Raw genomic sequence first — 24,831 nt, forward strand, 5'->3', positions numbered from 1 at the left:
ACGTGGAGGGGATGACGGGAATCGAACCCGCGTAATCAGTTTGGAAGACTGAGGCTCTACCATTGAGCTACATCCCCGTTGGCCGTCGGAACGGCCGGGATTGAGTGTAGCGCAGGAGCGCGCCGCCGCCGTTCAGGACGGGTTGGACTGGTCCATCCACCACTCGGTGAACGAGGTGGCGGTCTTGTCGGCCGCGAGTCGGAAAACCCACAGGTTCGAGTAGGCGCGGCCGTCGGTGTAGCGCGTCACGCCTTCGACCACCGCGAGATCGCCCTCGCAGGCGACGACCTCGTGCTCGAAGGTCCACGACTCGGCGGCGTCCTGGCGGCGCAGCCACTCGGCGACGATCGCCTCGCGACCGACGACCGGATCACTGAACGCATCAAAGCGGTACTCCGCCCTCTCGGCAAAGAGAGCCCCGATCTCGGCGGGGTCGTTCGACGTCCAGGCCCGCAGATATCCGGCGACCCAGTCCTTCGCGGCGCGTCTCGACTCGTCCATGGCTCAAGAATGCCTCGCCGCGCCCGGAAAGAACACCCGAAGTCCTGCCCGCCCGTGCCGCGCTACCGGTGCGTGGCGATCAGGTCTGCCGCGCGCTCGGCCAGGTACGGCCCCAGCGTCTCGACGAAGGTGCGCGTCAGATGCCCGCTGTTCCGATACGCGATCGCGTTGCCGACGACCGGCGTGCACGGGTCGCCGGGGCAGATCAGATCGTTCAAATCCAAGACCTCGACGTGGTCGGTGGATGCGGCGGCAACCGAAAGCGCATCGATGCCGGAGAAGGCCTCTGACCGGTCGAGAGAGCACTCCTCGTTGATCGAGTCGGGGTGATCGTTGAGGCACGCGATGTACTCGTTGCGCGTGCGCGGGGGCGAGGCGATCGCGATGATCAACGTCTCCGACGAGGCGTGCGCCTGCCACGTCTCCTGGTATCCGACGACGAGTGATTCCGAGGCGGAGCGCCCCGCCGCGGTGGTGAAGATCACGTCGTACGGTTCGGCCTCATCGAGGTACTCGTCGATCAGCTCGTTCCAGGTCAAACAGGCCTCGCTGCGCGATGCGCTCGTCGGCGCCGAACTCCAGCCACAGCTGCGCCGCGAGGCGACATCGATTTGCCAGTTGTTGAGCTCCGCGGTCGTCTCGTAGGCGGCGACCAGCGCCCCGTTGTAGGAGTCGCCGAGAGCGAGCGCGCGGAGTTCGTACCCGGATTCGGGCCCGAGCGTGCAGATGTTGACCGTCGGCGGCGAGTCGCCGCTCCAGCACTCGGCGCGATTCGAGTCGTCGCTGCGGAGTACCTGGAGCGGCGGCAGGATGGGGCCGTCCCACGTGCTCGGGCACGCGAGCGCGGGATCGGCGGACTCGGCGCCGAAGCACTCCAGACCGCCGCTCGCTATCGCCTCGACGTAGGCGAGGAGCTCGGCCTGCTCGCGGTTCGTGGTGTTGATTCCCGCCCAGGCGGTGCCCGCGACGAGCGACATCGCGGTGATCGCGGCGATCCCCACGGTCGACTTCCGCAGACGGAGTGAACCGATGGTCGAGGCGAATCGTGCCGGATCTTCGATCGTTCGTTTGGTGATCCACGCCAAGACGAGTGTCCCCGCGATGATGAACGCTTTCGTTGTGATCCCGATCTGGTCGAGTTCGCCGGGGGTGAACTGAATGATCGGCCAGTGCCACAAATAGATGCCGTACGAGATCCCGCCCACCCACAGCACGGGGGCGAAGGTCGACAGGCGCCCGAACCACGATTCGTGCCCTGCCGCGATCACGGCCAGAGTGCCGACAACGGGCACCAGGGCGACCCATCCGGGGAACGCGGTCTCCTCGTTGATCAGGAATGCGGAGAGGATGATCGCAGCGGTGCCGGCCGTGGCGGCGAGCGTCGACCAGCGTCGCGGAATGCGAATTGCCGTGAAGGCGGCCAGCCCTCCTGCCAGGAACTCCCACAGGCGCAACGGGGTCGCAAAGTACGCGGTTTCGGGAGAGGTCGTCGTGAAGAGGACGCTCGCGATGAGACTTGCGGTGAAAAGCCCGGCGAGCAGAATCAGCACCGCGCGGCTCCGCAGCTGTTGGCGACGTCGAGTCGCGAACACGACCAGCGCGAAGAGCACCGGCAGCAGCAGGTAGAACTGCTCCTCAACGCCGAGCGACCAGAATTGCTGCACCGGCGAAGGGTCGTAGTCGGCCCGGATGTAATCGACGGCGTTGTAGGCCAGCAGCCAGTTCTCCGAGAAGAACACCGACGCGATGATCTCTTCCAAGTATTGAATCCGGTCCTCGCCCTGCGCGAGGAACCACGAGGCGATCGCGGTGGCGAACAACACGACCAGCGCCAACGGAAGGATGCGCCGGATGCGTCGCGTCCAGAACCCGGCGAGGTCGACGCGTCCGTCGTCGCGAAGCTGCCGCAACAGGTGGCCGATGATCAGGTATCCCGAAATCACGAAAAAGATGTCCACGCCGATGAAACCGCCGGGGATCCGCTCCGGCCAGAGGTGAAAGGCGAAGACGAGGCCGACCGCGACCGCACGCAGACCCTGAATTTCGGGGAGGAGTCCGTGGCTCTTGCGCACCGCGGGCGCAACGGGGCGCACAAGAGAAGTCGACATGGGCTCCATTATCAAGGGCGCGAAGGGCTCGACGTGCCACCGGGTCGCGCGTCGACGCCGCCCACCGCGCGGATCGCGCGAGTGTGCAAGGAACACCCGCAGTCACTCTCGGCTAGACTTACCGCGGCCATTCGTCGGTGAGCCGTGCCCGCACGTCACTTACGGCGCCGTGTCGCTCGCCATCACGTGCGGGTGGCGCGACGAGACAACCGGGGCGTAGCTCAGCTTGGCTAGAGCGCCCGCTTTGGGAGCGGGAGGTCGCAGGTTCAAATCCTGTCGCCCCGACGAAGCCCATCCAGACACCCTCAGGAGATACCAGACCTATGGTCAGCACGACCGTCGAGAAGCTTTCCCCCACGCGCGTCAAGCTCAGCATCACCGTGACGCCCGAGGAACTCAAGCCCTCCATCGACCACGCCTACAAGCACATCGCCGAATCGGTGAACATCCCCGGTTTCCGCAAGGGCAAGGTTCCGCCGCCCATCATCGACCAGCGCGTCGGTCGCGCCGAGGTGCTCAACCACGCGGTGAGCGAAGGCCTCGACCGCCTCTACCGCGAGGCCGCGCAGGAGGAGAAGCTCCGCCCGCTCGGACGCCCCTCCGCCGACGTGACGCAGTGGCCGAGCGAGAAGGACTTCTCCGGCGACCTGCTCGTCGAGGTCGAGGTCGATGTTCGCCCCGAGTTCGAGCTGCCGAAGTACGACGGCCTCAAGCTCGAGGTCGAGCCGGTCAGCGTCTCGCCCGACGACGTCGAGAACGAGCTCGAGAACCTCCGCACCCGTTTCGGCACGCTCGTGACCGTGGACCGTCCGGCCAAGAAGGGCGACTTCGTCTCGCTCGACCTGACCGCGACGATCGGTGGCAACGAGGTCGACACCGCCTCGGGCATCAGCTACGAGCTGGGCTCAGGTGAACTGATCGACGGCATCGATGACGCCGTCGAGACTCTCACCGCGGGTGAAGAGACGACCTTCGAGTCGGAGCTGCTCGGCGGCGACAACGCCGGCGAGAAGGCGCAGATCGCGGTGACCGTCCTCGCCGTCAAGGAGCGCGAGCTTCCCGAGGCCGATGATGAGTTCGCTCAGATCGCCAGCCAGTTCGACACCATCGGCGAGCTTCGTGCCGACCTGCGCGAGCAGCTCGAGAAGTCGGCCACCTTCGGTCAGGGGGCCGCGGCGCGCGACAAGATCGTCGACGTTCTGCTCGAGAAGGTCGAGATCCCGGTCCCGCAGCAGCTCATCGACGACGAGGTGACTCGCCACCTCGAGAACGAGAACCGTCTCGAAGACGACGAGCACCGCGCCGAGGTTGCCATCTCGAGCGAGAAGACCTTCCGCACCCAGATCCTCCTCGACTCGATCGCCGAGAAGGAAGAGATCAAGGTCAGCCAGGACGAGCTCACCCGCTACCTCGTGCAGGCCTCCAGCCAGTACGGCATGGAGCCCGGTGAGTTCATCCAGGTGCTCGACCAGAACGGCCAGATCCCGGCCATGGTCGGCGAGGTCGCGCGCAGCAAGGTGCTCGCGGTCGTGCTCGGCAAGGCCAAGGTCGTCGACACCAAGGGCAAGGCCGTGGATGTCTCCGCGTTCACCGCCGCGGTTCTTGGCGAGGGCGACGAGGCGTCGAACGCCGCCGACCTGCTGGCCGCCGCGAACGCGGGTGCCGAGGACGAGCACGCGGGTCACAACCACTAAGACAGTGTCCGAGCGGGGCGGCAGACTGGGTCCATGACCCGGTTTGCCGCCCTTCTTCGTGGAGTCAACGTCGGCGGAGTGAAGATCCGCATGGCGGACCTGTCCGAGCTCGTGGCCGGTCTCGGCTACGACGACGTGCGCACAGTGCTCGCCAGCGGCAACGTGCTGTTCTCCACCGACGAGGGGGCGGATGCCGTCACCGCGACACTCGAACAGGCCCTGCGGGACCGCTTCGGCTACGAGGCGTGGGTGCACGTGCTGCCGGTCGAGGCCGTCCGACGCATCGTGGATGCCTACCCCTTTGAGCGGGGACGAGGCGGCTGGCACGACTACGCGATCGTCGCCGTGCGGGCGGAGGCGCGCGAGGAGTTGCTGAGCGTTGAACTCGACCCGGAGGTCGAACGGGCCGCGCCGGGGGAGGGTGTCGTCTACTGGACGGTGCCGCAGGGATCCACGATTGACTCGCGACTCGGCAAGGCGCAGGCGGCGGCGAGACTCAAGCCGTGGATCACGACGCGCAACCTGAACACTCTCGAGAAGCTGTTGCGCTAGTTGTGGGCGGCGGGGACGCTACTCCACCGGGTTGCGACGTGTCATTGCGCCGACGGTGTTGACGACGGTGCGCCGACTCAGGAGCCGCGACGCCCAGGCGGACACCGTGTTGCGGCGACCGGAGATGACGCTCGGCGGCGGGTTCCGACGATCGAGGGTGCGCAGCGCGAGTGCGACGACCTCACGGGACGTCTTGAACTGGCCGACCCGCGCGCCCGCCCCGGCGACGTCGAAGAACTCGGTGGCCGTCGCGCCGGGGGAGAGGCAGAGAACGCCGAGCCCGCGATCCTTGTTCTCAAACCAGAGTGCCTCGGTGAAGCTCAGGACGAACGCCTTGGTGGCGCCGTAGACCGCCATCAAGGGGACCGGCTGGTACGCCGCGGTGCTCGCGATGTTGATCAGCGCGCCCCGATCGTTCGACTGCAATTGGTCGTAGAACGCTTGGGTCAGGCTGACGACGGCGCCAACGTTCAGAGTGACCTCGTCGGAGATCCGGGCGGGGTCTTCGTTCTCGAAGTGATTGCGCGTGCCGAATCCGGCGTTGTTGACGAGGGTGGAGATGCGGATCTCTCGCCGTGCGAGGTCCTCGGCGAGGTCGGCCACGGCATCCGGAGCCGAGAGATCGGCAGCGATCACGGTGACGGTGCGGCCGGTTGCGCGTACCTCGTCTGCAACGGATTCGAGGCGGTCGCGGCGGCGGGCGACCAGCACGAGATCGGCGCCACGGGCGGCGAGCTGGCGGGCGAACTCGGCTCCCAAGCCCGAGCTGGCGCCGGTGACGAGGGCGGTGGTGCCGGTGTAGTCGATGCTCACGGTGTCCTTCACTCTTCGGTGAACGGTTGTTCAGGGTGTAGGTTTACACATGTACAGTGAATTGTCCACCGGAGGTGCGCATGGCACGGGAGTCGAACCCCCGCGGCGCGGGCGACCAGCTTCGAGCCGAGCTCGTTGCCGCCGCGAGCGCGCTCCTCCTCGATCCGCAGTCCGTCGCACTGCCCTCGCTTCGCGCCGTCGCGCGCGCGTGCTCCGTCTCGCCCGCCGCCGTCTACCTCCACTTCGACTCCGCGCAGGCGCTCACCACCGCCGTGCTCGATGCCCAACTCGACGACCTCGAGAAAGCGATCCGATCGCAGCTGCCTGAAGGCGTTCCGCCGCGGGCACGGCTCGCCGCCCTCGGTCGCGCGTACGCGGGCTGGGGGCTCGCGCATCCGGGTGCCTATCAGCTCGTCTTCGAAAGCGCCGACCGGCTCGACCTGCCCGAGCACGAACACGACCGGTGGAGTCTCATCGACGAAGCCGCGCGTCTCGTCGCCGCCGAGACGACGGTGACTCCGGACCAGGCGACCGCGACGGCACTGCGGCTGTGGACCATGCTTCACGGGCTCGTTTCGCTGCGCATCCACAAACCGCTCCTGCCCTGGCCTCCCGTCGACGACGAAATCGACGAGACCATCGCCCGGCTCGTGTAGTCGAGTTGTGCCCACGGCGGCTGTGCCGCTCTTCGCCGTGGTCTCACACCCGCGGCGGCTGTGCCCTCTTTTCGCCGTGGTCTCACGCCCACGGCGAACATGCCCCAAGTGGTCGGGGGTGCCCCGGTAGATTCGAACCCGACACCACAGAACAGGAGTCCCTTCCATGGCTGAAACGGCATTCCCGCCGAGCGTCTTCGACCGCCTTCTCAAGGACCGCATCATCTGGCTCGGATCCGAGGTGCGCGACGACAACTCGAACGAGATCGCGGCGAAGCTCCTTCTGCTCGCGGCCGAAGACCCCGAGAAGGACATCTACCTCTACATCAACTCGCCCGGTGGATCGATCACGGCGGGCATGGCGATCTACGACACCATGCAGTTCGTGCCGAACGACATCGTCACCGTCGGAATCGGCATGGCCGCGTCGATGGGCCAGCTGCTGTTGACCGCCGGCACCAAGGGCAAGCGCTACATCACCCCCAACGCGCGCGTGCTCCTGCACCAGCCGCACGGCGGGTTCGGCGGAACCAGCTCCGACATCCAGACCCAGGCCGCGCTCATCCTCAACATGAAGAAGCGCCTGGCCGAGATCACGGCCGCCGCGACGGGCAAGACCGTCGAGCAGGTCAATGCCGACGGTGACCGCGACCGCTGGTTCGACGCCCAGGAGGCGCTCGAGTACGGCTTCGTGGACCACATTCGCGAATCCGCATCCGACGTCATCGGCGGCGGCGGAACGCGCGACGAGAAGTAGCCGGCGAGCCCGAGACGAAGGACGAAAACACAGATGGAAACCCCGAACTTCTCCGCGGCCGGCGACCTGGCCCAGCGGATGCCCGGCTCGCGCTACATCCTCCCGAGCTTCGAGGAGCGCACCGCCTACGGCTTCAAGCGCCAAGACCCGTACGCCAAGCTCTTCGAGGACCGCATCATCTTCCTCGGCGTGCAGGTGGATGACGCCTCCGCCGATGACGTGATGGCCCAGCTTCTCGTGCTCGAGAGCCAGGACCCGGATCGCGACATCGTCATGTACATCAACTCACCCGGTGGTTCCTTCACCGCGATGACTGCGATCTACGACACGATGCAGTACATCCGCCCGCAGGTGCAGACCGTGGTGCTCGGCCAGGCGGCGTCGGCCGCCGCGGTGATTCTCGCGGCCGGGACCCCCGGCAAGCGGCTCGCGCTGCCGAACGCGCGCGTGCTGATTCACCAGCCCGCCGTCGGCGAGGCCGGGCGCGGGCAGGCATCCGACATCGAGATCCAGGCGGCCGAGGTGCTGCGTCTGCGCACCTGGCTCGAGGAGACGCTGTCGAAGCACTCGAACCGCAGCGCCGAGCAGGTCAACATCGACATCGAGCGCGACAAGATTTTGTCGGCCGATGAGGCGCTGGAGTACGGCCTGATCGACCAGGTGCTCACGAGCCGCAAGACGGGCAACGCGCTCGTCAAGTAGCGCGACGCGCACGACGCAGGTGGCCCCGGACTGAGTCCGGGGCCACTCGTGCGTGGTGGGGGTTCCCCGCGCGCGAGTGTGTCGTTTTTCCGGAGAAGTTGCCCGCGTGTGCAGTGTTTGACAGGCATCCGGGCGCCGCTGTCTGATTTCCTCCGGAAAAGCGTCACACTTCGGGGGTGGCGGGCATCCGAAAGCTCCGGAAAAGCGTCACACTGGGGGGCGCTCGGGGCGGCGGCGCGTCAGGAGCAGCGTGGTGACCGCGGCCAGCACGATGGCGCCGACGGCCCCGAGGATCCACCACACGTCCGAACTGACGGCGGGTGTCGCCGGCTCCGCCGCGTCGGGGGATGCCTCCACCGGCTCCGCATTCACCCCGCAGCGGGGTGCCGTGAGGCTTCCGACCGACGCGGATGCGCCCTCCGGCGCCCACGTGAACGCGTAGCTGCCGCTGACCGTATGCCCGTCGGCGGAGACAAGCTGCCAGGTGACCGTGTACTCGCCCGCCTCGCCGATCGCGGCCGTGGTGAACATCGACGACCCCGAGATGCGCGTGCAGCCGTCGCCGTAGTAGAGCCCGGCCGCGTCCTGCACCTGGAACGCAAACCCGTTGCCCTCGTCGCCGAGGTCGAGCAGCGGCTCACTCGTGCGAATCTCGAAGCTCTCGGGCAGTTCGGTGAGCACCGCACCCTCGGCCGGGTTGGTGAACACGACCGAGTTGTGGGCGAACGCGGGGGAGGCGAGACCGAGCACGGTGGTGGCAGCGAGCGCTGCCACCACCGCACCGGCGCGCAGTGACCGGGTCACGAGCCCGTTCGAGCGCCGCGCCGCGCGACGACGGCCGCGACGATGCCCGCGGTGCCGACGACGAGGCCGCCGATTCCGAGCACGCGCGCGAGCACGTCGGTCGAGCCGGACGTTCCGGTGTCGGATGCGGCGCCCTCGTCCGCGACGGCCTCGTGATCTTCGCTGTCGGCGTCGTCGTGCCCGTGGGCATCCGCGGCGGCCGCGCTGAGCGTCACCATCGGGGTGTCCTCGCCGTCCCAGACCGTCTCGCCGACGACGCAGGTCTGCGTCACCGGGAACTCGAGCGCGGTGCCCGCCTCGAGGTCGGGCAGCTGCACCTGCACGTCGAATTGCTGACGGAATCCGTCGGCGAGACCGCCGTCGGTTGCGGTGTAGACGACCTGTGCCACGCGCTCGGCCACCTCGTTGCCGTGGGCGTCGCTCGTCGCCGCCATCTCGACGGTCACCTTCGTGGCGTCCCAGCCGGCAACAACGGTCGGTGTGGCCGCGATGATCGACTCCGGCAGTTCGATCGAGATCACGGTGGTCGGCGAGCCGTCACAGCCGTGCGGGACGTTGAAGGAGAGCAGCGCGGTCGAGCCTGCGGCGGTCGTGCTGGCCGTCACGCCGACGTGGGCGCTCGCGGGCAGGGCGCCGGCGAGGGCGAGGAGAGCTCCGGCGCCGAGGGCGATGCCGGTCTTGATGAGGGTGTTGTTCGTCATGTGGAAAAGGGATCCGTTTCATCTGTGTGCGCGAGGGCGCACGCGACCGGCGGGTACGGCCGGTCAACCAAAAATGGAGGCGCGTGCTCGGCGTCAGCCGAGCGAGATGAAGATCGGCGGACCGCGCCGCTGCAGTCGATAGCGCAGGACCTCTAGCCGCGACGGGACCGCGAACGTGGGGGTGACGTGGGGTGCGCGGGGGAGCGCCGGGAGCGCGACCAGGGTGCGGAAACCTCGCACCAAGAATTCGGCGCCGGCGGACAGCGCCGAGCCGAGCAGTGCCCAACCACCCCGCAGCAGAGCGAAGCTCGCGACCGCCGCGATCACGTGGTGGGCGCCCATACCGAGCCCGATGGCCTGCGACTCGGCGCCGAGCGCGAAGGTCAGTAGCGGCTCGTGGTGGGCGTGCGGCGTGCCCGGAAGAGCCGTGGCGGAGCCGATGGTGGCGAAGAGGGTGTGGAAGACGAGCTGATCGAGCGCTACGGCCGTTGCGATCCGCCAGCCGCGCACCCGCGCGCCGATGATCGGGGTCGAGAGGAACGTTGACAGCACCAGGGCGACGAGGAGGGTGACGGCATTCGGCCAGCCGCCCCCGGCGGTGGCGTGGGCGAGCGCCGCGATCAGCGTCGAGACGGCCGCCACCAGCACGGCGCTCCCGACGCGGCGCGCGCGGGCGCGTTGCCGTGCGGTCGAGTCGAGGGAGGTGGTCGTCATGGCGATCGACTTCAGCTTAGTTCGCACGATGACGCCGAATGACGGCGCGCCGAGCCCAAAACGGGCGTGGGACAGGCCAGCATCGCAGGATCGGGTTAGGCTCGAGACACGCTCATTGGGAGGAGTCAAGATGGCGCGCATCGGCGAGAGTGCCGACCTGCTCAAGTGCTCCTTCTGCGGAAAAAGCCAGAAGCAGGTCCAGCAGCTCATTGCGGGACCGGGCGTCTACATCTGCGACGAGTGCGTCGAGCTCTGCAACGAGATCATCGAAGAACGTCTTGCCGAAGCCGGCGAAGAGTCGACGAGCGAGTTCGACCTGCCGAAGCCGAAAGAGATCTTCTCGTTCCTCGAGGAGTACGTCATCGGGCAGGAGCCCGCCAAGCGTGCCCTCAGCGTCGCGGTCTACAACCACTACAAGCGCATTCGTGCCCGGTCGACGATCGCCGCGGCCGACACGCTGATCGACGACATCGACATTCAGAAGAGCAACATCCTGCTGATTGGCCCGACCGGATGCGGGAAGACCTACCTCGCGCAGACGCTCGCGAAGCGGCTGAATGTTCCGTTCGCGGTGGCGGATGCCACGGCGCTCACCGAGGCGGGCTACGTCGGTGAAGACGTTGAGAACATCCTGCTGAAGCTCATCCAGGCCGCCGACTACGACGTCAAGCGCGCCGAGACCGGAATCATCTACATCGACGAGGTCGACAAGATCGCCCGCAAGGCGGAGAACCCCTCGATCACGCGCGATGTGTCGGGCGAGGGCGTGCAGCAGGCGCTGCTGAAGATTCTCGAAGGCACGACCGCGTCGGTCCCGCCCCAGGGCGGGCGCAAGCATCCGCACCAGGAGTTCATCCAGATCGACACGACGAATGTGTTGTTCATCGTGGCGGGAGCGTTCGCCGGTCTCGAGGAGATCATTTCGGCGCGCGTCGGCCGCCGCGGGATCGGTTTCGGCGCTCCGTTGCACTCCAAGCGCGACGAGGCCGAGATCTTCAGCGAGGTACTTCCCGAAGACCTGCACAAGTTCGGGCTGATCCCCGAGTTCATCGGGCGTCTACCCGTGGTCACCACGGTGTCGCCGCTCGACCAGCACGCGCTGATGCAGATCCTCACCGAACCGAAGAACGCGCTCGTGAAGCAGTACCAGCGCATGTTCGAGCTCGACGACGTCGAGCTGGAGTTCGAGCGCGAGGCCCTCGAAGCGATCGCCGATTTGGCGGTGTTGCGTCAGACCGGTGCGCGCGGGCTGCGCGCGATCCTCGAAGAGGTGCTCGGCCCGATCATGTTCGAGGTGCCGTCGAGCGAAGAGGTCGCCCGCGTCGTCGTGACGCGCGACGCCGTGATGGACAACGCGGCGCCCACGATCGTGCCGCACGCGCCTCGGCGCGCCGAGAAGTCGGCGTAGCGCTCCGCTCCGCGCCCGGTCGCGCTGCGGCCGGCTACCGTCGTGCGAGCGCGCGCATCGTCGTCGTGGTGACATCCGACAGCTCGCGCCACAAGGCGTAGGCCTCGTCGTAGCGCTCCACGAGTGCGGGTTCGGGGTCGACGGTTTCGCCCGGGATCACGAAACGCTCGATCTCGGACCAGTCCGTGAGGGCGCCGACGCCGATCGCCGCGGCCACCGCGGCCGCGAGCGACGCGCCCGGATGCTGTTGGACGGTGCGCAGCGGGGTGCCGAGCACGCTCGCGTGAATGCGCTTCCAGAAGAGCGAGGTGGCGCCGCCGTTGGTCACGGTGGCTTCCGCCAGCACGATCCCGCGGTCGGCGAGCACCTCGGCATTGTGCCGGAATCCGAACGCGATGCCTTCCAGCGCCGCCCGGTAGAGGTCGACGCGATCGTGACCGAGGTGCATCCCGGCGAACACGCCGCGGAGCTCCGGGTCATTAAGCGGCGACTTCTCGCCGAGGAAGTAAGGCAGGCAGAGCACTTCGGCGGCACCGCGTTGGCCCGCCTCCACGTCGAGCGCGGTCAGATCGGTCTCGCGCAGGATGCCTTGCACCCACCGCACCAGGCTCCCGCTGGTCGCCATGCATCCATTGGGCAGCCACAAGCCGTCGACGGGGTGGTCGTCGAGGTAGAAGCGCGCGTCGGTGACCGGCTCGGTGCTGACGGCGAGGATGTCGCCCGCCCCGCCGAGTTTGACGAGCCAGTCGCCCGGACGGGACAGGCCCGCGCCGACGGCGGACAGCACGTGGTCGGCGCCGCCGACGACGATCGGGATGCCCGCGGCGAGCCCGGTGAGCCCGGCCACGGCCGCGCTCAACTCGCCGACAATCTCACCGGGGGAGGCGACGGGCGCGAGCCGTGCGCCGAGCTGGGCGTTGTCGACCGCGGGGGCGAACGGGGCACCGTCCAGCGTGAACAACCCGGACTCGATGGCCCAGTTGCGCTCGACGTGCGGCCGAGCACCGAGGGCCATGGCGACGAAATCGTAGGAGCCGACGAGAGTCGTGCATGCAGCCCACATCTCGGGTTCGTGCTGCGCGAGCCAGCGCGCCGTGGGTCCGACCGACTGCTGCGTGACGGGCGAGCCGGTGAGGGCGATCACGTCGTGGTCTGCGAGTGCGGCGGCGACGTCGCTCACCTGCGCGGTGGCCCGGCCGTCGTTCTGCAGGATCGCGCGGCGCAGCGGCGCCCCGTTGGCGTCGAGAGCCACGACCGCGGGAACCATCCCGGTGGTGGCGATGCCGACGATGCGGGTCGCGGCGACGGCCGGATGCGCCGCGAGCGCGGCGAGCACGGCGTGGGTGTTCTGCAGCCACTGCGCCGGATCGGCTTCGGCCCAGCCGGCGTGGGGCGAGTGCAGGTCGTTCGACATGGTGACCTGGGCGAGCAGTCCGCCCTCGAGGTCGAGGGCGATCCCCTTCACCCCGGTCGTACCGATGTCGAGGCCGAGCGTGATCGCGCTCACGACCGGGCCGCCTCCACGAAGCGGCGCGCGCGATCGGCGTCGACCGGGTTCCAGGTGTGACCGTCGACCTTGAGCGAGGAACCGACGATGCAGCCATCGGCGATCTTCAGCATCTCGCCGATCGTGTCGGCGCGCGCGCCGGTGTTGAGCAGCACCGGAACATCGGAGGGAACCGCGTCGCGAACGCCGCTGAGCGTGCTCGTGGAGGGCCCCGCCCCCGCCATCGGACCGGAGACCAGGATCGCGTCGGCGAGGCTCGAGACGACCGTCGAGCGCGCGGTCTCCGCGGCATCACGACGCCCGATCGGGGAGGCGAACTCGGGCGTGATGTTCATGAAGATGGCGAGGTCCTGCGCGTCGAGCCGGCGGCGTTCGCGCAGGGTGTGGGCCGCATCCGTCGTCCACAGTCCCATGTCGGACTCCCAGACGCCCGTGACGACTTCGCGGATGAAGCTGGCGCCGGTGGCGACGGCGGCGGCGAGGGCGATGCGCGAATCCCAGAGGAAGTCGACGCCGAACGGGATCGAGGTGGGTCGGCACTCGGTGACGACGCGCGCCATGACCGCCGCCGATTCGGGGCCCGCGTGCAGTTCGTAGGGGCGGTCGTTCTCGTTGCAGAACATGACTGCGTCGAAGCCCGCGTCGACAAGCAGTGCGACGTCGCTGCGCACCTGATCGACGAGGCCCTGGATGCCCGCCTTCTCGTCGTAGAGCGGGGTCCCGGGAAGTGCCGGGACGTGCGCCATCGCGATGAGCGGCTTCTCGACGTTCGGGAAGATTGAGGCAAAGCGGTTCACTGAGTGTCTCCTGAGGTGGTGCTGGGTGGAACGAGGACGACGTCGGCTCCGGCCGCGCGCGCGGCGGTGACGACGGGATGGGAGGCGTCGCCGTCGGTGACGAGGATCGTCACGTCCGAGAGCGGGGAAATCGTGACGAGATGGACGCGGCCGAGCTTGGCGGAGTCGGCGCCGACGATCAGACGTCGGGAGGCGCCGAGCGCGGCCTGTTTCACGCTCGCCTCCTGGGGGTGGTACTCGGTGAGTCCCCGTTCGGCGTCGACGCCCGCGACGCCGATCACGAAGGTGTCGCAGTTGTAGCGCGCGAAGGCCTGTTCGGTTTCCGTGCCGATGAGACTCAGCTCGCCCGGACGCACGGTGCCTCCGGTGAGGATCACGCGGGTGTTCGGCTCGTCGGCGAGCGTGGTGGCGACGGCGATGCTCGGCGTCACCACCGTGAGTCCGAGGTCGCGTCCGCGGATCGCGCGGGCGACCGAGGCCACCGTGCTTCCGCTGTCGAGGACGACCGTCTCGCCTGGGTTCAGCAGGGCGGCGATCTGTTCGCCGATGTGGTCTTTGCTCGCGGCGGCCTGGCCCGCGCGCAGCCCGTAACTCGGCTCGAAGGCGGTGCCGGTGATCGAGATCGCGCCGCCCGAGACGCGGCGCACGACGCCTTGCGCCTGCAGGGCCTCGATGTCGCGGCGCACCGTCATCTCGGAGACGTCGAACGCTTCGGCGAGTTCACCGAACGACACCTCGCCGGTCTTGATCACGCGCTCTTCGATGAGCGTGCGACGTTCTGCGACGTCCATCAGGCCTTCTTCTCCTCGGCGGAAGCCGCACGCATCCGCGACACCAGTGTGTCGAAGTCCCGCTGCTGCTGCGAGAGGGCCTCGGCGACGTCGAGTGTACGCACCTGACGTTCTGTCATGAGCCAGTGGCCGTCGACCATCGAGTGGCTCACCGACGCCCCGGAGGTTCCGTAGACGATCGCAGCCTCGAGCGACTGGGCTCCGATCGGCCCGCGCGACACCTCGGAGAGCGGGATCGCGATCAGGTCGGCCACCGCGCCGGCGACGAGCTGGCCGTCGTCGGCGCCGCCGTCGATCGCGCGCTGACCGCCGCGGGTCGCGATGCCGAGGATCTCACGCGGGGTGACGTGGTTCGGGGTGCGGGAGGCGAACGCGGCGAGCTTGCCGAGGATCCGCATCTCTTCGAACAGGTCGGTGTTCGTGTTGTTGCACACGTTGTCGCTGCCGAGCGCCACGAGCACGCCGGCGTCGAGTGCGTCGCGCACCGGCGCGGCGGGCACGCCGCTCATCATCGCGACGGACGGGATGACCGTGAGCGCGGCGCGCGTTCCGGCCAGCAGCGGCAGCTGCTCGACGGGCACCGTGTTGCAGTGCGCGAGGATGGTGGGCACGTCGAGCATGCCGGTCTCCCGGAGCACCTCGAGCGCGGGCTTGCCGTACTCGGCGGCGCACCAGTCGTCTTCCTCGCTCGAGGTCGAGAAGTGCACGTGGAGGCCGGTGCCCAGGCGTTTCGCGAGAGCCAGCTCCGCCTCCATCGCCTCGGGGGTGTTGTCGACGAAGTAGGCGTGCGGCCCCACCCAGCCCTGCACGCGCGTCCCGCCCTGCATGCTCTCGGCGAAGGCGGCGGCCGCGGCGAGCTCACGCGCGCGGGCGGTGTCGTCGCCGAGTTCGACGATGCCCCAGCCGATGCGGGCGCGCAGCCCCGACTGTTGCACGGTGGGGGCGATCTGGTCGGCGAAGAAGTACTGGTCGGCGAAGGAGGTGGTGCCGTGGCGGATCATGTCGGCGCAGGAGACCGCGACCGAGGCGGGGACGAGTTCGGGCGTGAGGTGCTCCTCGTGGGTGCGCAGCACCGCGAGGAATCCCTCCATGGTGAGGAGCGAGTGCCCCTCGGCGACGCCGCGGATCAGCGACATCGGCGTGTGCGCGTGGGCGTTGACCAGTCCCGGCATCACGAGGCTGGCACCGAGATCGGTGACGCCCGCGCCGCTCGGACGCGGGCCGGTGACGGGGGAGACCGAGTGGATGCGGCCGTCAACGACCTCGATGACGCCCGGCGCGAGCACCGTTCCCGCGTCATCGTTGAGGTAGACCAGGTCGGCGACGATCAGTTCCGTCACAAGTTCTTCTCCACTCCGCCGGCCATCAGCTGTCCGACGCGCTCGCGATCCATCTCGGATCGATCAAAGGGGCCCAGAAGTTTTCCGTCGTACATCACCGCAATGCGGTCGGCGAGCGCGAGCACCTCGTCGAGCTCCGCCGAGACGAGCAGCACGGCGCTGCCCTCCGAACGTGCCTTGGAGAGCGCCCGGTGCACGAATTCGATGCTGCCGACGTCGAGGCCGCGCGTCGGCTGGTTCGCGAGCACGACGCGCGGGTTGCCCGAGAGTTCGCGCCCCACGACGATCTTCTGCAGGTTGCCGCCGGAGAGCGACTCGACGACGCGCGCCGGCGCGGCGCCGCGCACCTCGTAGTCGGCGATGACCTGTTCGGCGAACTGACGCCGGGCGCGCCGGCGGATGATGCCGGCGCGGCTGAAACGGCGGCTGCGGAATGAGGTCGAGACGGCGTTCTCTTCCAGCGTGGCCTGCAGGTTGAGCCCGACGTGCATCCGGTCGGCCGCGATGTGGGCGACCCCCGCCGCCCGCATTGCCGCGGGGGAGGAGCCGGTGAGTTCGATTCCGGCGACTGAGATCCGCCCCGCTTCGAGTCGGCGCAGACCCGCGACCGCCTCGACAAGTTCGTCTTGGCCGTTGCCGCTGACCCCCGCGATGCCGACGATTTCGCCCGCGCGCACGCTCAGCCCGACATCGGCAAGCCCGGTGCTGCCGTCGGCGCTCGGGCTTGCCATCGCGCCGGCGACCTCGAGCAGGGTGTCACCGGCGGTGCCATCGCCGGGCTCGGCGGTGAGGAGGACATCGCGACCGACCATGAGGCGGGCGAGCTCCGCGTCGCTGGCGCCGCCGCGCGCCACGTCGCCGACGACGCGGCCGCGTCGCATCACGACGATGCGGTCGGCGACGGCCTGGACTTCGGGCAGTTTGTGCGAGATGAAGACGACCGAGCGACCGGTCGCGGCGAGCCGGCGCACCATCGCGACCAGGTCATCCGCTTCGGCCGGGGTGAGCACCGCGGTCGGTTCGTCGAGAATGAGAAGCCGCGCATCCGCGGCCAGAGCCTTGAGGATCTCCACGCGCTGCTGCGCTCCGACCGGCAGGTCGGCGACGCGGCGGTGCGGATCGAGATCGAGGTTGGAGTCGGCGATGAGCGCGGCGACCTGGCGCTCGGCGGCCGCATCGTCGTAGAAGCCGCGGCGCGACGGCTCGCGGCCGAGCAGCACGTTCTGGGCGACCGTGAACGAGGGCACGAGCTCGAAGTGCTGGTGAACCATCCCGAGGCCGTGCGAGATGGCGTCCTGCTGGCTGGAGATGTCGGCGCGAGCACCGTCGATGAAGACCTCTCCCGCATCGGGCTGGTGAACGCCGAACAACAGGTTCATCAGCGTCGTCTTGCCGGTGCCGTTCTCACCGATTAGCGCGACGACTTCCCCTGCTCCGACCTCGAGCGAGACGTCGTCGACGGCGAGCACACCGGAGGCTGCGAAGTACTTCCGCAGGCCGCGGATCTCAAGTCGGGGCGTCTCGCCCGAAGTCGGAGTCATGGGATCTCTTTCTGTGGTTCTACGTGATCAGTCGGCGGATCAGCTGGCGAGTCCGACGGCGGCGCACGCGTCGCTCGTCGGGTCGTTGAGTGCGTCGCAGACCACGATCTCGCCCGCGAGGATCTGCGCCTCGAGAGCGGCGACCTCTTCCATCAGGCCGGCGACGAGCGCGGCCATCTCGGCCGGGCCCTCGTCCTGGAAGACGGTCGACCCGTCGGCCCAGGAGAGGCCGGTGACGCCGTCGGCGAGGCCCGCCGCGACGAAGCCCGACTCGAACTCGCCCGCGAGGGTCGACTTGATGAGGTTGTAGGTCGTCATGTCGACGCGCTTCATGACCGAGACGATGACCGATCCGGGGGCGTCGCCGTCCTGGTTCGAGTCGACGCCGATCGCGAAGGTGCCCTCCTGGGCGGCGGCGCTGAAGACGCCCTGTCCGCTGAGTCCCGCCACCGCGTACACGATGTCGTTGTCGGCCTGGTACAGCGCGAGCGCGGCCTCCTGGCCGACCGTCGGGTCGCCGAACTCACCGTTCAGGTAGCTCGGGGTCACGGTGCAGTCGGGGCACGCGGCAAGCACGCCCTGCTTGTAGCCGTAGAAGAACTGGTTGAGCCCCGGGTTGTCGAGACCGAGGACGGCGCCGACCTTCTTGGTGGTGGTCATGCTGCCGGCGATGTATCCGCCCAGGAAGCTCGACTCGTGCACGTTGATCGCGAAGGCCTGAACGTTCTCGGGCAGCTCGGCGACGAAGATGTCGCTCGGAACGCCGAACAGCTGGTCCGGGTTCTCGAGCGCGACCGCGAGCAGCGAGTCGGGGTCGAGGCCGGGCGCCAGGATGATGTCGGGCTGCGTCGCGACGGTCGAGCGGATGACGCCCTCCTGCTGCGCCACCGACTCGGCCTCGACGACGCGGCCGGTCACCCCGAGCTCGGTTTCGGCGAGGGTCGCCCCGGCGATTGCCGAGTCGATGAACCCGCCGTCGCCGGCGGAGCCGGGGGTGATGAGGGCGTAGCTGAAGGCGTCTTCAGCTTCCGCGGTCGTGGACTCGGCCGAACAGCCGGCCAGCAGGGTCAGCGTTGCGGCAGCGGCAACTGCGACAACGATCTTTGAGGGGCGCATGGATCTCCTAGGTGGGTGTGTTTTCGGACTTCGGGGAGGTGCGGGTGGAGCGGCGCGGTCGGAGGCGAATCCGACTGCTCTGTCGCCACAAGCGAGCGACGTTTCCGCGCGACTGGGCGCGGAGACCAACCAGCACGAGCGCGACGAACGCGGCGCCCTGCGGGATGAACTGGGTGAGATTGGGTGGCACATCGAATGCCTGAAGGCGGATGCTCGCCGCACTGGCGAATCCGAAGACGGCCGCCGCAGGCACGATGAACGCCGGACGGTTAAGGGCCAGGAGGGCGGCGGTGATGCCGATCCAGCCGCGGTCGGCGCTCATGTTGCGCGTGAAGAACCCGAGGTCGCCCACCGAAAGGAAGGCGCCGCCGATGCCGGCGATCGCTCCTGCCGCGACGAGCGCGAGCAATTGCGTGCGACCGACGTTGAGTCCGGCGGCGGCGGCGGCGATCGGAGCTTCACCCACCGCCAGGAGGTGACGTCCGCTACGGGTGCGGAAGTACATCCCGAGCAGGATGGCGAGTGTGAAGGCGAGGTAGACCAAGGGATTCAGCCGATCCAGCAGCTGACTCGCGAAGGGGAGGTCGGAGAGGAACGGCACCTCGACCGCGTCGATGCGATCGATGCCGGGCGCGTAGGTGCCGACGCCGCCGAGGTAGGACCGCATGAGGAAGACCGTGAGCTGAAGCACGAGGATGTTGAGGCCGATGGCGAGGATCACCAGGTCGACGCCGATGCGGTGCGCGGCGGCCATCAGAAGTCCGATGAGCGCCCCGGCGAGCGCGGCGGCGATCACGCCGAGGGTGTTGTCGCCCGTGGCGGCGGCGACGAGGATTCCGACGAAGGCGCCGGCGAGCACCTTGGATTCGATTCCGAGGTTCAGTACCCCCGCCCGGGCGCTGATGAGCGAGGCGATCGCAGCGAACAGGATCGGCGTTGTCAGGCGGATTCCACTGTTCAGGAAGTCGGCGACGATGTTCATGCGCTCGCCTCCTTACCGGCGGTCGTCTCCGCGAGGGCATCGTGCCGTCGGTTCGCTCGGCGCCGGTCGAGCCATCTCTCCAGGCGTGTGAGCAGCGGTGCCTGCAGGGCGATGAGCACGATCATCAGGGCAAGCACGGTCGAGCCGATCTCACGCGGAACGCCGAGCACGATCTGGAGTCCGTTGACCGCCCCGACCGTGATGCCGGCGTACAGCACCCCCGCGATGGCCGCGCCGATCGCGGTCGTGCCGCCGAGGATCGCGGCGGTGAGCCCGGTGAACCCGGTGCCGTCGGAGAATCCTTCGATCACGCGGTAGTTGACGCCGAGCACCTGGACGCCGCCGCCGATGCCGGCGAGGGCACCGCCGAGGAGACCTGCACGGAGGACGCTGCCGGTGCTCGACATCCCGGAGTAGCGGGCGAACAGCGTCGCCTCGCCCGACATGCGCTGCTCGTAGCCCGCGGTCGTGCGGCTGAGGAAGAACCAGACCCCGATGACGGCGACGATCGCGATAACGAATCCGAGACCGAACTTGGTGGAGATGTCGAAGAGCGGCAGGCGTGCGGTCTCTTCGACCACGTGGGTGTAGCCGACGGTCGAGGCTTCGGCGCGGAGCGGGTAGTTGACGAGGAAGTCGACCAGGAGCCCGGCGATCGCGTTCAACACGATCGTGATGATGAGTTCGTTGACCCCGAGGAAGATCTTGAGCACGGCGGGGATCAGCCCCCAGATGGCCCCGACGGCCGCGGCCGCGGCGAGGCTGACGATCGGGTGAATGCCGGCGGGAAGCAGGATGCCGTGGCCGACCACGGCGGCGGCGAGTCCGCCGAGCGCGTACTGGCCTTCTTGTCCGATGCTGAACAGGCCGGTGCGCAGGGCGACGACGGCGCCGAGCGCGCAGAGGATAATCGGGGCCGCGAGCGTGAGGCTGCCCCCGACGTTGCAGTACCCGGGGTCGCAGCTGAAGCCGGCCTGAATGACGGTCTGGGCGGCCGCGAACGGCGATTGCCCGAGCGTGGCGACGAGAACGCCGCCGATGGCGAGCGCGACGACCGCGGCGGCGACCGGAAGCCCGATTCGGCGCAGTGTGCGTTCGATACTGTCGCGGTCCATCGGGCTCCCGGTCGGTGTGATGCGTGGGGTGTGAGTGTGAACATCTTGGGGCCTCGGTGTTACAAATTCACAATCCGCGTGTTTCTCGCGTGTTACAAATTCACATGACAGGTCCTCGCGTCTCCTCCGCGCCCGCGCCTGCATCCGCACCCTCGCACCCCGCTCTTTCGACGAAATGCAGGAGATGCGCGGCTCGGGCGTCGCCTGCTCTCCGTGATCGCAGCGGATGCGCGCAGAATCTCCTGCATTTCGTCGATGAAAGGGGGGAGGGGGCGGCGTAGAGTCGGGCCATGGCAGTCGATGGTGATGCAACAACGGGAGTCGTGCGGGGTGCGCGCCGGGCGGCGATCATCGCCGTGGTGATCTCGCTTGTCATCGCCGCGGTGATCGGGATCATCGCCCTGGTCAGCGGTGAGTTCGGCGAACTGCAGGGCAGGGTCATCCTGTCGACGCTCACGGTCGCCGCCTTCGGCACCACGTCGCTGTGCCATCTGGCGATCGTCGCGCGCGCGGTGCGCGTGGTGGGTTTCGTCGGCATCGCCGCGAGTCTGTTCGCTGCCGTGAGCGCGTACCTGCTGATCTGGACAGATTGGGACCAATTCACCGACGGCGACGCTCTCATCAAGGCGCTCATCTCGTCGGCGATTCTCGCCGCGAGCCTCGCGCAGGCGAACCTCTTGTTGTTGCTGGCCCGGCACCGGAGCACGCTCATCCGCCTCGGGCTCGGCGTCACGCTCATCGCGGTGGCGACGGTCGTCGCGATGCTGTGGCTGACGATCTTCACCGACGGAGACATCCCCGGCGACGAGGGTTCCGCGTACTGGCGTGCGCTGGGTGTCGTGGGCATCGTCGACGCCCTCGGCACGATCGCGCTGCCGATCGTCGCGCTCATCCTGCGGGCGCGCGAATCCTCCGACGACGAGCCGGATGCGGAGGGGGCCGGCCGTTCACGCGTCACCGTCGCGCTGACGCCCGAGCTCGCCCGCAGTCTGGGGGAGGATGCCGCCGCACGCGGCATGAGCCGGGAGGCGGCCGCCCAGGCGGCGCTCGCGCGCGCGCTCGCGTCTCAGACCGACTCGCCGCCAGCCTCCTCGTAGCTCGCGTCGTCCGTCGACGCCGGGGGCCTGCGCCGCCCGAGTGAACTCGGCATGCGCCTCGCGCCTCGCGGGTTGGCGCGTTCGCCTGCCCCGCCCGGCGGCGACGGCGGATTCCGGGGCCGGAGTTGACATCGCCGCGCGCTTACTTCTATGGTTTATTTAGTCCTGAACTAAGGGCCGTACCGAGGAGTTTCAATGGCGAACCGACCGAGCGCACGCACCGACGTGAACCGCTCCGCGATCCTTGCCCAATTGGGGGCGCAAGGCCCCGCGTCGCGCGCCGACCTCGCTCGCGCCCTCGGCGTTTCGCCGGCACTCATGACGCAGCTCACCAAAGACCTGCTTGCCGATGGCCTGATCGTCGAGCTGGAGAACTCGCCGTCGCAGGGCGGGCGTCCCGCGCGGATGCTCGGGCTCGCCGCGACCGGCGACCGCGTCATCGGGGTGAAGGTCGTCGCCGATCACGTGACATTCGTCGAGGTCGGACTCGACGGCTCGGTGCAGCGTTCGGCCAGCGAGCCCTTCGGCGCCGCGGCCTCGACGGTGCTCGCCGACCTGGCGAATCTGTTGCGGCGGTTCATCGCCGGCAGCACCGTGCGCCTGCTCGGCGTCGGCGTCGGCGTTCCCGGCTCGGTCGACCGACAGGGCAACGGTGTTGTCGACTCCCCGCAGCTCGGCTGGAACCAGGTTCCCCTCGGCGCCTCGCTTCGCCGCGAACTCGGGCTGCCGATCATCGTCGAGAACAACGTCAACGCGCTTGCCATGGCCGAACGCCTCTACGGCGTCGGGCGGCGGCACAACAGCTTCCTCGTCGTCACGATCGGAACCGGAGTGGGCGCCGGGATCGTGGTCGACGGGGTCGTACTTCGCGGCGCTGCGGGCGGCGCGGGTGAGATCGGGCACACGCCCGTGCTCGAGAACGGCCCGCGCTGCATGTGCGGCAACTCCGGATGCCTCGAGTCGCTCATCGGGGAGGCGGCGCTCGTGCGCACCGCCCGCGAGCGGGGAGTGATCCCCGCCACCGCGGGGATTGCGGCGCTGCGCGCCGCCGCCGACGCCAATGAACCGGGCGCGACGGCGATCTTCAGCGAGGCCGGCCACCAACTCGGCCGCACCCTGGCGGGTCTCGTGCACACCCTCGACCCCGAGATCGTCATTCTGCTCGGCGAGGGCACCGTCTCCTGGCCGCACTGGTCGTACGGCTTCGAGCCGGCATTCCGTTCGAGTCTGCTTCCCGCGCGCCGCGGCATCGGCGTCGCCGTCGAGACCTGGCAAGACGCCAGCTGGGCGCAGGGTGCCGCCGCACTTGTTCTCGCGACGCCCTTCGACGCCGACGGCGTCTCGGGGGAGCAGGGACAGCTCGTGCGTGATCGTCTGGCGGGCGGCGCGATCCAGATCGTCGACGAGAGCGCCACCTCGTGAGTGTTCCTGCGCCGACGTCTGCCGTGCTTGAGCCGATCGCACCCGCAACGCGGCCGAGCGTCGCCGGCTCGACCCGGCGGAGCCGGCGCGCGAAGTACGCGCTCACCGTGCTCGCCTTCATGCTCCCGAGCGCCATCCCGCTGACGCTGTTCGTGCTCGGCCCGATGGTGGGGGCCGCCTGGGTGAGTCTCACCGAGTGGAACCTGCTGTCGCCCGCGACCTTCGTCGGCTTCGACAACTACGTGAAGCTGTGGGCCGACCCCGAGACGGCCGACGTGTTCTTGCACACGATCTACTACATTGCCGGATACCTGCCGCTCGTCTACATCGGCGGCCTGGCGCTGGCGCTCGCCCTCAACGCGGGGCTCAAAGGCCGGTCGTTCCTGCGCGGCATCTACTTCCTGCCCGTCGTCACCAGCTGGATCGTGGTGGCGCTCGTGTGGCGCTGGCTGCTGAACCCGAGCACCGGTGTCGTCAACTCGGTGCTCGGCTGGTTCGGCATCGACGGCCCGGGCTGGTGGACAGACCCGGCGTGGGCGATGCCGTCGATCATCATCGCCTCGGCGTGGAAAGACCTCGGCTTCGTGATGGTGATCCTGCTCGCGGGGCTCCAGGCCATCAACACCGAACTTCTCGATGCCGCACGCGTCGACGGGGCGGGGTGGTGGCGCCGGCTGTTCAGCGTCGTTCTGCCGCTGCTCAGCCCGAGCACCTTCTTCGTGATCGTTATCTCGCTGATCAACGGTTTCCAGGTCTTCGACCAGGTCTACGCGATGACCGGTGGTGGCCCGGGAGGCGCAACACAAGTGGTGGTGCAGCAGATCTACGACCTGACGTTCCGTTACGGGGCAGCGGGGGAGGCATCCGCACTCAGTTGGATGCTGTTCGCCGTGGTCCTCGGCGTCACCGTCATTCAAATCATCGGGCAAAGGAGGTGGGTCACGTATGGCTGAGTCAACGACAACTCGCGCCGGACGCCGGTTCGCTCCGCGCCCGGGGGTGATCGCCTTCGTCGTGCTGCACGTCGTGGTGATCGCCGGTGCCGCGGTGATGTTCTTCCCGTTCCTGTGGACGATCATCACGTCGATCACACCGGGCGCGGGCCTCACGCTCGCTCCCGCGCTCATTCCCTCCGACCCCTCGCTGGATGCCTACCGCCAACTTTTCGAGGAACGCCCGTTCGCGCGGGTCGCCCTCAACAGCATCGGGCTGGCGACGGTCACCACACTGGTGCAGCTGTTCACGAGCGCCACCGCCGCCTATGCCTTCAGCCGTCTGCCGTTCCGCGGTCGCGGGGTCGTGTTCGCGGTGTACCTGGCGACCATGATGATCCCGCTGCAGGTGCTCATCGTGCCGCTGTTCGTCGAACTCAAGGCGTTCGGCCTGATCAACACCTACCTCGGCGCCCTGCTGCCGACCTTCGCGAGCGCGTTCGGCATCTTCTTGCTGCGACAGGCGGTGCATCAGGTGCCCCGCGAGCTGGATGAGGCGGCCACGCTCGACGGCGCGGGACACTTCCGGATTTTCTTCTCGGTCATCCTGCCGAACATCCGCCCGGCGCTCGCGACGCTCACGGTGTTCGCGTTCATGGGCAGCTGGAATAACTTCCTCTGGCCGCTCGTCGTGTTGCGCTCACCCGAGCTGCACACCCTGCCCGTCGCGCTCGCCGGCCTGCAAGGCCAGTACACGACGCAATGGGACATCGTCATGGCC

Annotated in this window: 24 protein-coding genes and 2 tRNA genes; 11 read left to right on the plus strand and 15 right to left on the minus strand. The window is 68.5% G+C overall.

Annotated elements, in window-relative coordinates:
• Positions 1–3: 3 nt before the first annotated feature.
• From QZ258_RS06130 to QZ258_RS06140, 3 genes are all read right to left on the minus strand, one after another.
• Positions 4–77: transfer RNA gene (locus QZ258_RS06130), tRNA-Gly, on the minus strand.
• 55 nt (positions 78–132) lie between these two features.
• A complete protein-coding gene (locus QZ258_RS06135; protein ID WP_294179805.1) occupies positions 133–501 on the minus strand; it encodes a nuclear transport factor 2 family protein in 369 nt (122 codons plus the stop codon).
• A 62-nt stretch (positions 502–563) separates the two neighbouring features.
• A complete protein-coding gene (locus tag QZ258_RS06140; RefSeq protein WP_294179806.1) occupies positions 564–2,609 on the minus strand; it encodes an acyltransferase family protein in 2,046 nt (681 codons plus the stop codon).
• A 210-nt stretch (positions 2,610–2,819) separates the two neighbouring features.
• On the opposite strand from QZ258_RS06140, the gene QZ258_RS06145 reads away from it, so the two are divergent.
• The 3 genes from QZ258_RS06145 to QZ258_RS06155 all read left to right on the plus strand — a co-directional run bounded on the left by QZ258_RS06145 (position 2,820) and on the right by QZ258_RS06155 (position 4,855).
• Positions 2,820–2,894: transfer RNA gene (locus QZ258_RS06145), tRNA-Pro, on the plus strand.
• Between the two features lie 38 nt (positions 2,895–2,932).
• A complete protein-coding gene (gene tig, locus QZ258_RS06150; RefSeq protein WP_294179807.1) occupies positions 2,933–4,303 on the plus strand; it encodes a trigger factor in 1,371 nt (456 codons plus the stop codon).
• Between the two features lie 33 nt (positions 4,304–4,336).
• A complete protein-coding gene (locus QZ258_RS06155) occupies positions 4,337–4,855 on the plus strand; it encodes a DUF1697 domain-containing protein (protein WP_294179808.1) in 519 nt (172 codons plus the stop codon).
• An 18-nt stretch (positions 4,856–4,873) separates the two neighbouring features.
• On the opposite strand, the gene QZ258_RS06160 is transcribed toward QZ258_RS06155, so the two are convergent.
• A complete protein-coding gene (locus QZ258_RS06160) occupies positions 4,874–5,668 on the minus strand; it encodes an SDR family oxidoreductase (RefSeq protein WP_294179809.1) in 795 nt (264 codons plus the stop codon).
• 80 nt (positions 5,669–5,748) lie between these two features.
• On the opposite strand from QZ258_RS06160, the gene QZ258_RS06165 reads away from it, so the two are divergent.
• From QZ258_RS06165 to QZ258_RS06175, 3 genes are all read left to right on the plus strand, one after another.
• Positions 5,749–6,324 (plus strand): TetR/AcrR family transcriptional regulator, encoded by a 576-nt coding sequence (locus QZ258_RS06165; RefSeq protein ID WP_294179810.1) that lies wholly within the window; start codon positions 5,749–5,751, stop codon positions 6,322–6,324.
• Between the two features lie 166 nt (positions 6,325–6,490).
• The gene (locus QZ258_RS06170) at positions 6,491–7,081 is read left to right on the plus strand and encodes an ATP-dependent Clp protease proteolytic subunit (protein ID WP_294179811.1); all 591 of its coding nucleotides are present in this window, start codon (positions 6,491–6,493) and stop codon (positions 7,079–7,081) included.
• A gap of 33 nt (positions 7,082–7,114) precedes the next feature.
• Positions 7,115–7,783 (plus strand): ATP-dependent Clp protease proteolytic subunit, encoded by a 669-nt coding sequence (locus QZ258_RS06175; RefSeq protein ID WP_294179812.1) that lies wholly within the window; start codon positions 7,115–7,117, stop codon positions 7,781–7,783.
• A gap of 207 nt (positions 7,784–7,990) precedes the next feature.
• On the opposite strand, the gene QZ258_RS06180 is transcribed toward QZ258_RS06175, so the two are convergent.
• The 3 genes from QZ258_RS06180 to QZ258_RS06190 form a co-directional block, all read right to left on the minus strand.
• Positions 7,991–8,587 carry a copper resistance CopC family protein gene (locus tag QZ258_RS06180; RefSeq protein WP_294179813.1) on the minus strand — a complete coding sequence of 199 codons (597 nt, stop codon included), beginning with the start codon at positions 8,585–8,587 and terminating at the stop codon, positions 7,991–7,993.
• The gene (locus tag QZ258_RS06185; protein WP_294179814.1) at positions 8,584–9,288 is read right to left on the minus strand and encodes a YcnI family protein; all 705 of its coding nucleotides are present in this window, start codon (positions 9,286–9,288) and stop codon (positions 8,584–8,586) included. Before QZ258_RS06185 ends, QZ258_RS06180 begins: the two co-directional genes overlap by 4 nt.
• 93 nt (positions 9,289–9,381) lie before the next feature.
• Entirely contained in the window at positions 9,382–10,002 is a 621-nt protein-coding gene (locus tag QZ258_RS06190; RefSeq protein ID WP_294179815.1) for a hypothetical protein, read from the minus strand.
• Positions 10,003–10,132: 130 nt separating this feature from the next.
• Here QZ258_RS06190 and clpX point away from each other — a divergent pair, with 130 nt between their 5' ends.
• Positions 10,133–11,410 (plus strand): ATP-dependent Clp protease ATP-binding subunit ClpX, encoded by a 1,278-nt coding sequence (clpX, locus tag QZ258_RS06195; RefSeq protein ID WP_294179816.1) that lies wholly within the window; start codon positions 10,133–10,135, stop codon positions 11,408–11,410.
• 34 nt (positions 11,411–11,444) lie between these two features.
• On the opposite strand, the gene QZ258_RS06200 is transcribed toward clpX, so the two are convergent.
• From QZ258_RS06200 to QZ258_RS06235, 8 genes are read right to left on the minus strand one after another with little or no spacing between them, the layout of a single operon-like run.
• On the minus strand, positions 11,445–12,917 hold the full coding sequence (locus QZ258_RS06200; RefSeq protein WP_294179817.1) for an FGGY family carbohydrate kinase: 1,473 nt from the start codon (positions 12,915–12,917) through the stop codon (positions 11,445–11,447).
• Positions 12,914–13,714 carry a BtpA/SgcQ family protein gene (locus tag QZ258_RS06205; RefSeq protein WP_294179818.1) on the minus strand — a complete coding sequence of 267 codons (801 nt, stop codon included), beginning with the start codon at positions 13,712–13,714 and terminating at the stop codon, positions 12,914–12,916. The genes QZ258_RS06200 and QZ258_RS06205 overlap by 4 nt, the downstream gene beginning before the upstream one ends.
• Positions 13,711–14,505 carry a DeoR/GlpR family DNA-binding transcription regulator gene (locus QZ258_RS06210; protein ID WP_294179819.1) on the minus strand — a complete coding sequence of 265 codons (795 nt, stop codon included), beginning with the start codon at positions 14,503–14,505 and terminating at the stop codon, positions 13,711–13,713. The genes QZ258_RS06205 and QZ258_RS06210 overlap by 4 nt, the downstream gene beginning before the upstream one ends.
• Positions 14,505–15,845 carry an amidohydrolase family protein gene (locus QZ258_RS06215; RefSeq protein ID WP_294179820.1) on the minus strand — a complete coding sequence of 447 codons (1,341 nt, stop codon included), beginning with the start codon at positions 15,843–15,845 and terminating at the stop codon, positions 14,505–14,507. Before QZ258_RS06215 ends, QZ258_RS06210 begins: the two co-directional genes overlap by 1 nt.
• Entirely contained in the window at positions 15,842–17,386 is a 1,545-nt protein-coding gene (locus tag QZ258_RS06220; RefSeq protein ID WP_294179821.1) for an ABC transporter ATP-binding protein, read from the minus strand. The genes QZ258_RS06215 and QZ258_RS06220 overlap by 4 nt, the downstream gene beginning before the upstream one ends.
• A gap of 39 nt (positions 17,387–17,425) precedes the next feature.
• Positions 17,426–18,502: a BMP family ABC transporter substrate-binding protein gene (locus QZ258_RS06225; RefSeq protein WP_294179822.1), complete on the minus strand. Its 1,077-nt coding sequence runs from the start codon at positions 18,500–18,502 to the stop codon at positions 17,426–17,428.
• 7 nt (positions 18,503–18,509) lie between these two features.
• The gene (locus QZ258_RS06230) at positions 18,510–19,484 is read right to left on the minus strand and encodes an ABC transporter permease (protein WP_294179823.1); all 975 of its coding nucleotides are present in this window, start codon (positions 19,482–19,484) and stop codon (positions 18,510–18,512) included.
• Entirely contained in the window at positions 19,481–20,599 is a 1,119-nt protein-coding gene (locus QZ258_RS06235; protein ID WP_294179824.1) for an ABC transporter permease, read from the minus strand. Before QZ258_RS06235 ends, QZ258_RS06230 begins: the two co-directional genes overlap by 4 nt.
• Before the next feature lie 290 nt (positions 20,600–20,889).
• Here QZ258_RS06235 and QZ258_RS06240 point away from each other — a divergent pair, with 290 nt between their 5' ends.
• The 4 genes from QZ258_RS06240 to QZ258_RS06255 all read left to right on the plus strand — a co-directional run.
• Positions 20,890–21,696 carry a hypothetical protein gene (locus tag QZ258_RS06240; RefSeq protein ID WP_294179825.1) on the plus strand — a complete coding sequence of 269 codons (807 nt, stop codon included), beginning with the start codon at positions 20,890–20,892 and terminating at the stop codon, positions 21,694–21,696.
• Positions 21,697–21,891: 195 nt separating this feature from the next.
• Positions 21,892–23,118, plus strand: a complete 1,227-nt coding sequence (locus tag QZ258_RS06245; RefSeq protein WP_294179826.1) for an ROK family transcriptional regulator — start codon at positions 21,892–21,894, stop codon at positions 23,116–23,118.
• A gap of 23 nt (positions 23,119–23,141) precedes the next feature.
• Positions 23,142–24,071 carry a carbohydrate ABC transporter permease gene (locus QZ258_RS06250; RefSeq protein WP_294179827.1) on the plus strand — a complete coding sequence of 310 codons (930 nt, stop codon included), beginning with the start codon at positions 23,142–23,144 and terminating at the stop codon, positions 24,069–24,071.
• On the plus strand, positions 24,064–24,831 hold a 768-nt coding region (locus tag QZ258_RS06255), incomplete at its 3' end, for a carbohydrate ABC transporter permease (RefSeq protein WP_294179828.1). The genes QZ258_RS06250 and QZ258_RS06255, both read left to right, overlap by 8 nt.

Origin of the sequence: uncultured Schumannella sp. (genome assembly GCF_905479755.1) — a bacterium.
Taxonomy (GTDB): domain Bacteria; phylum Actinomycetota; class Actinomycetes; order Actinomycetales; family Microbacteriaceae; genus DCRR01.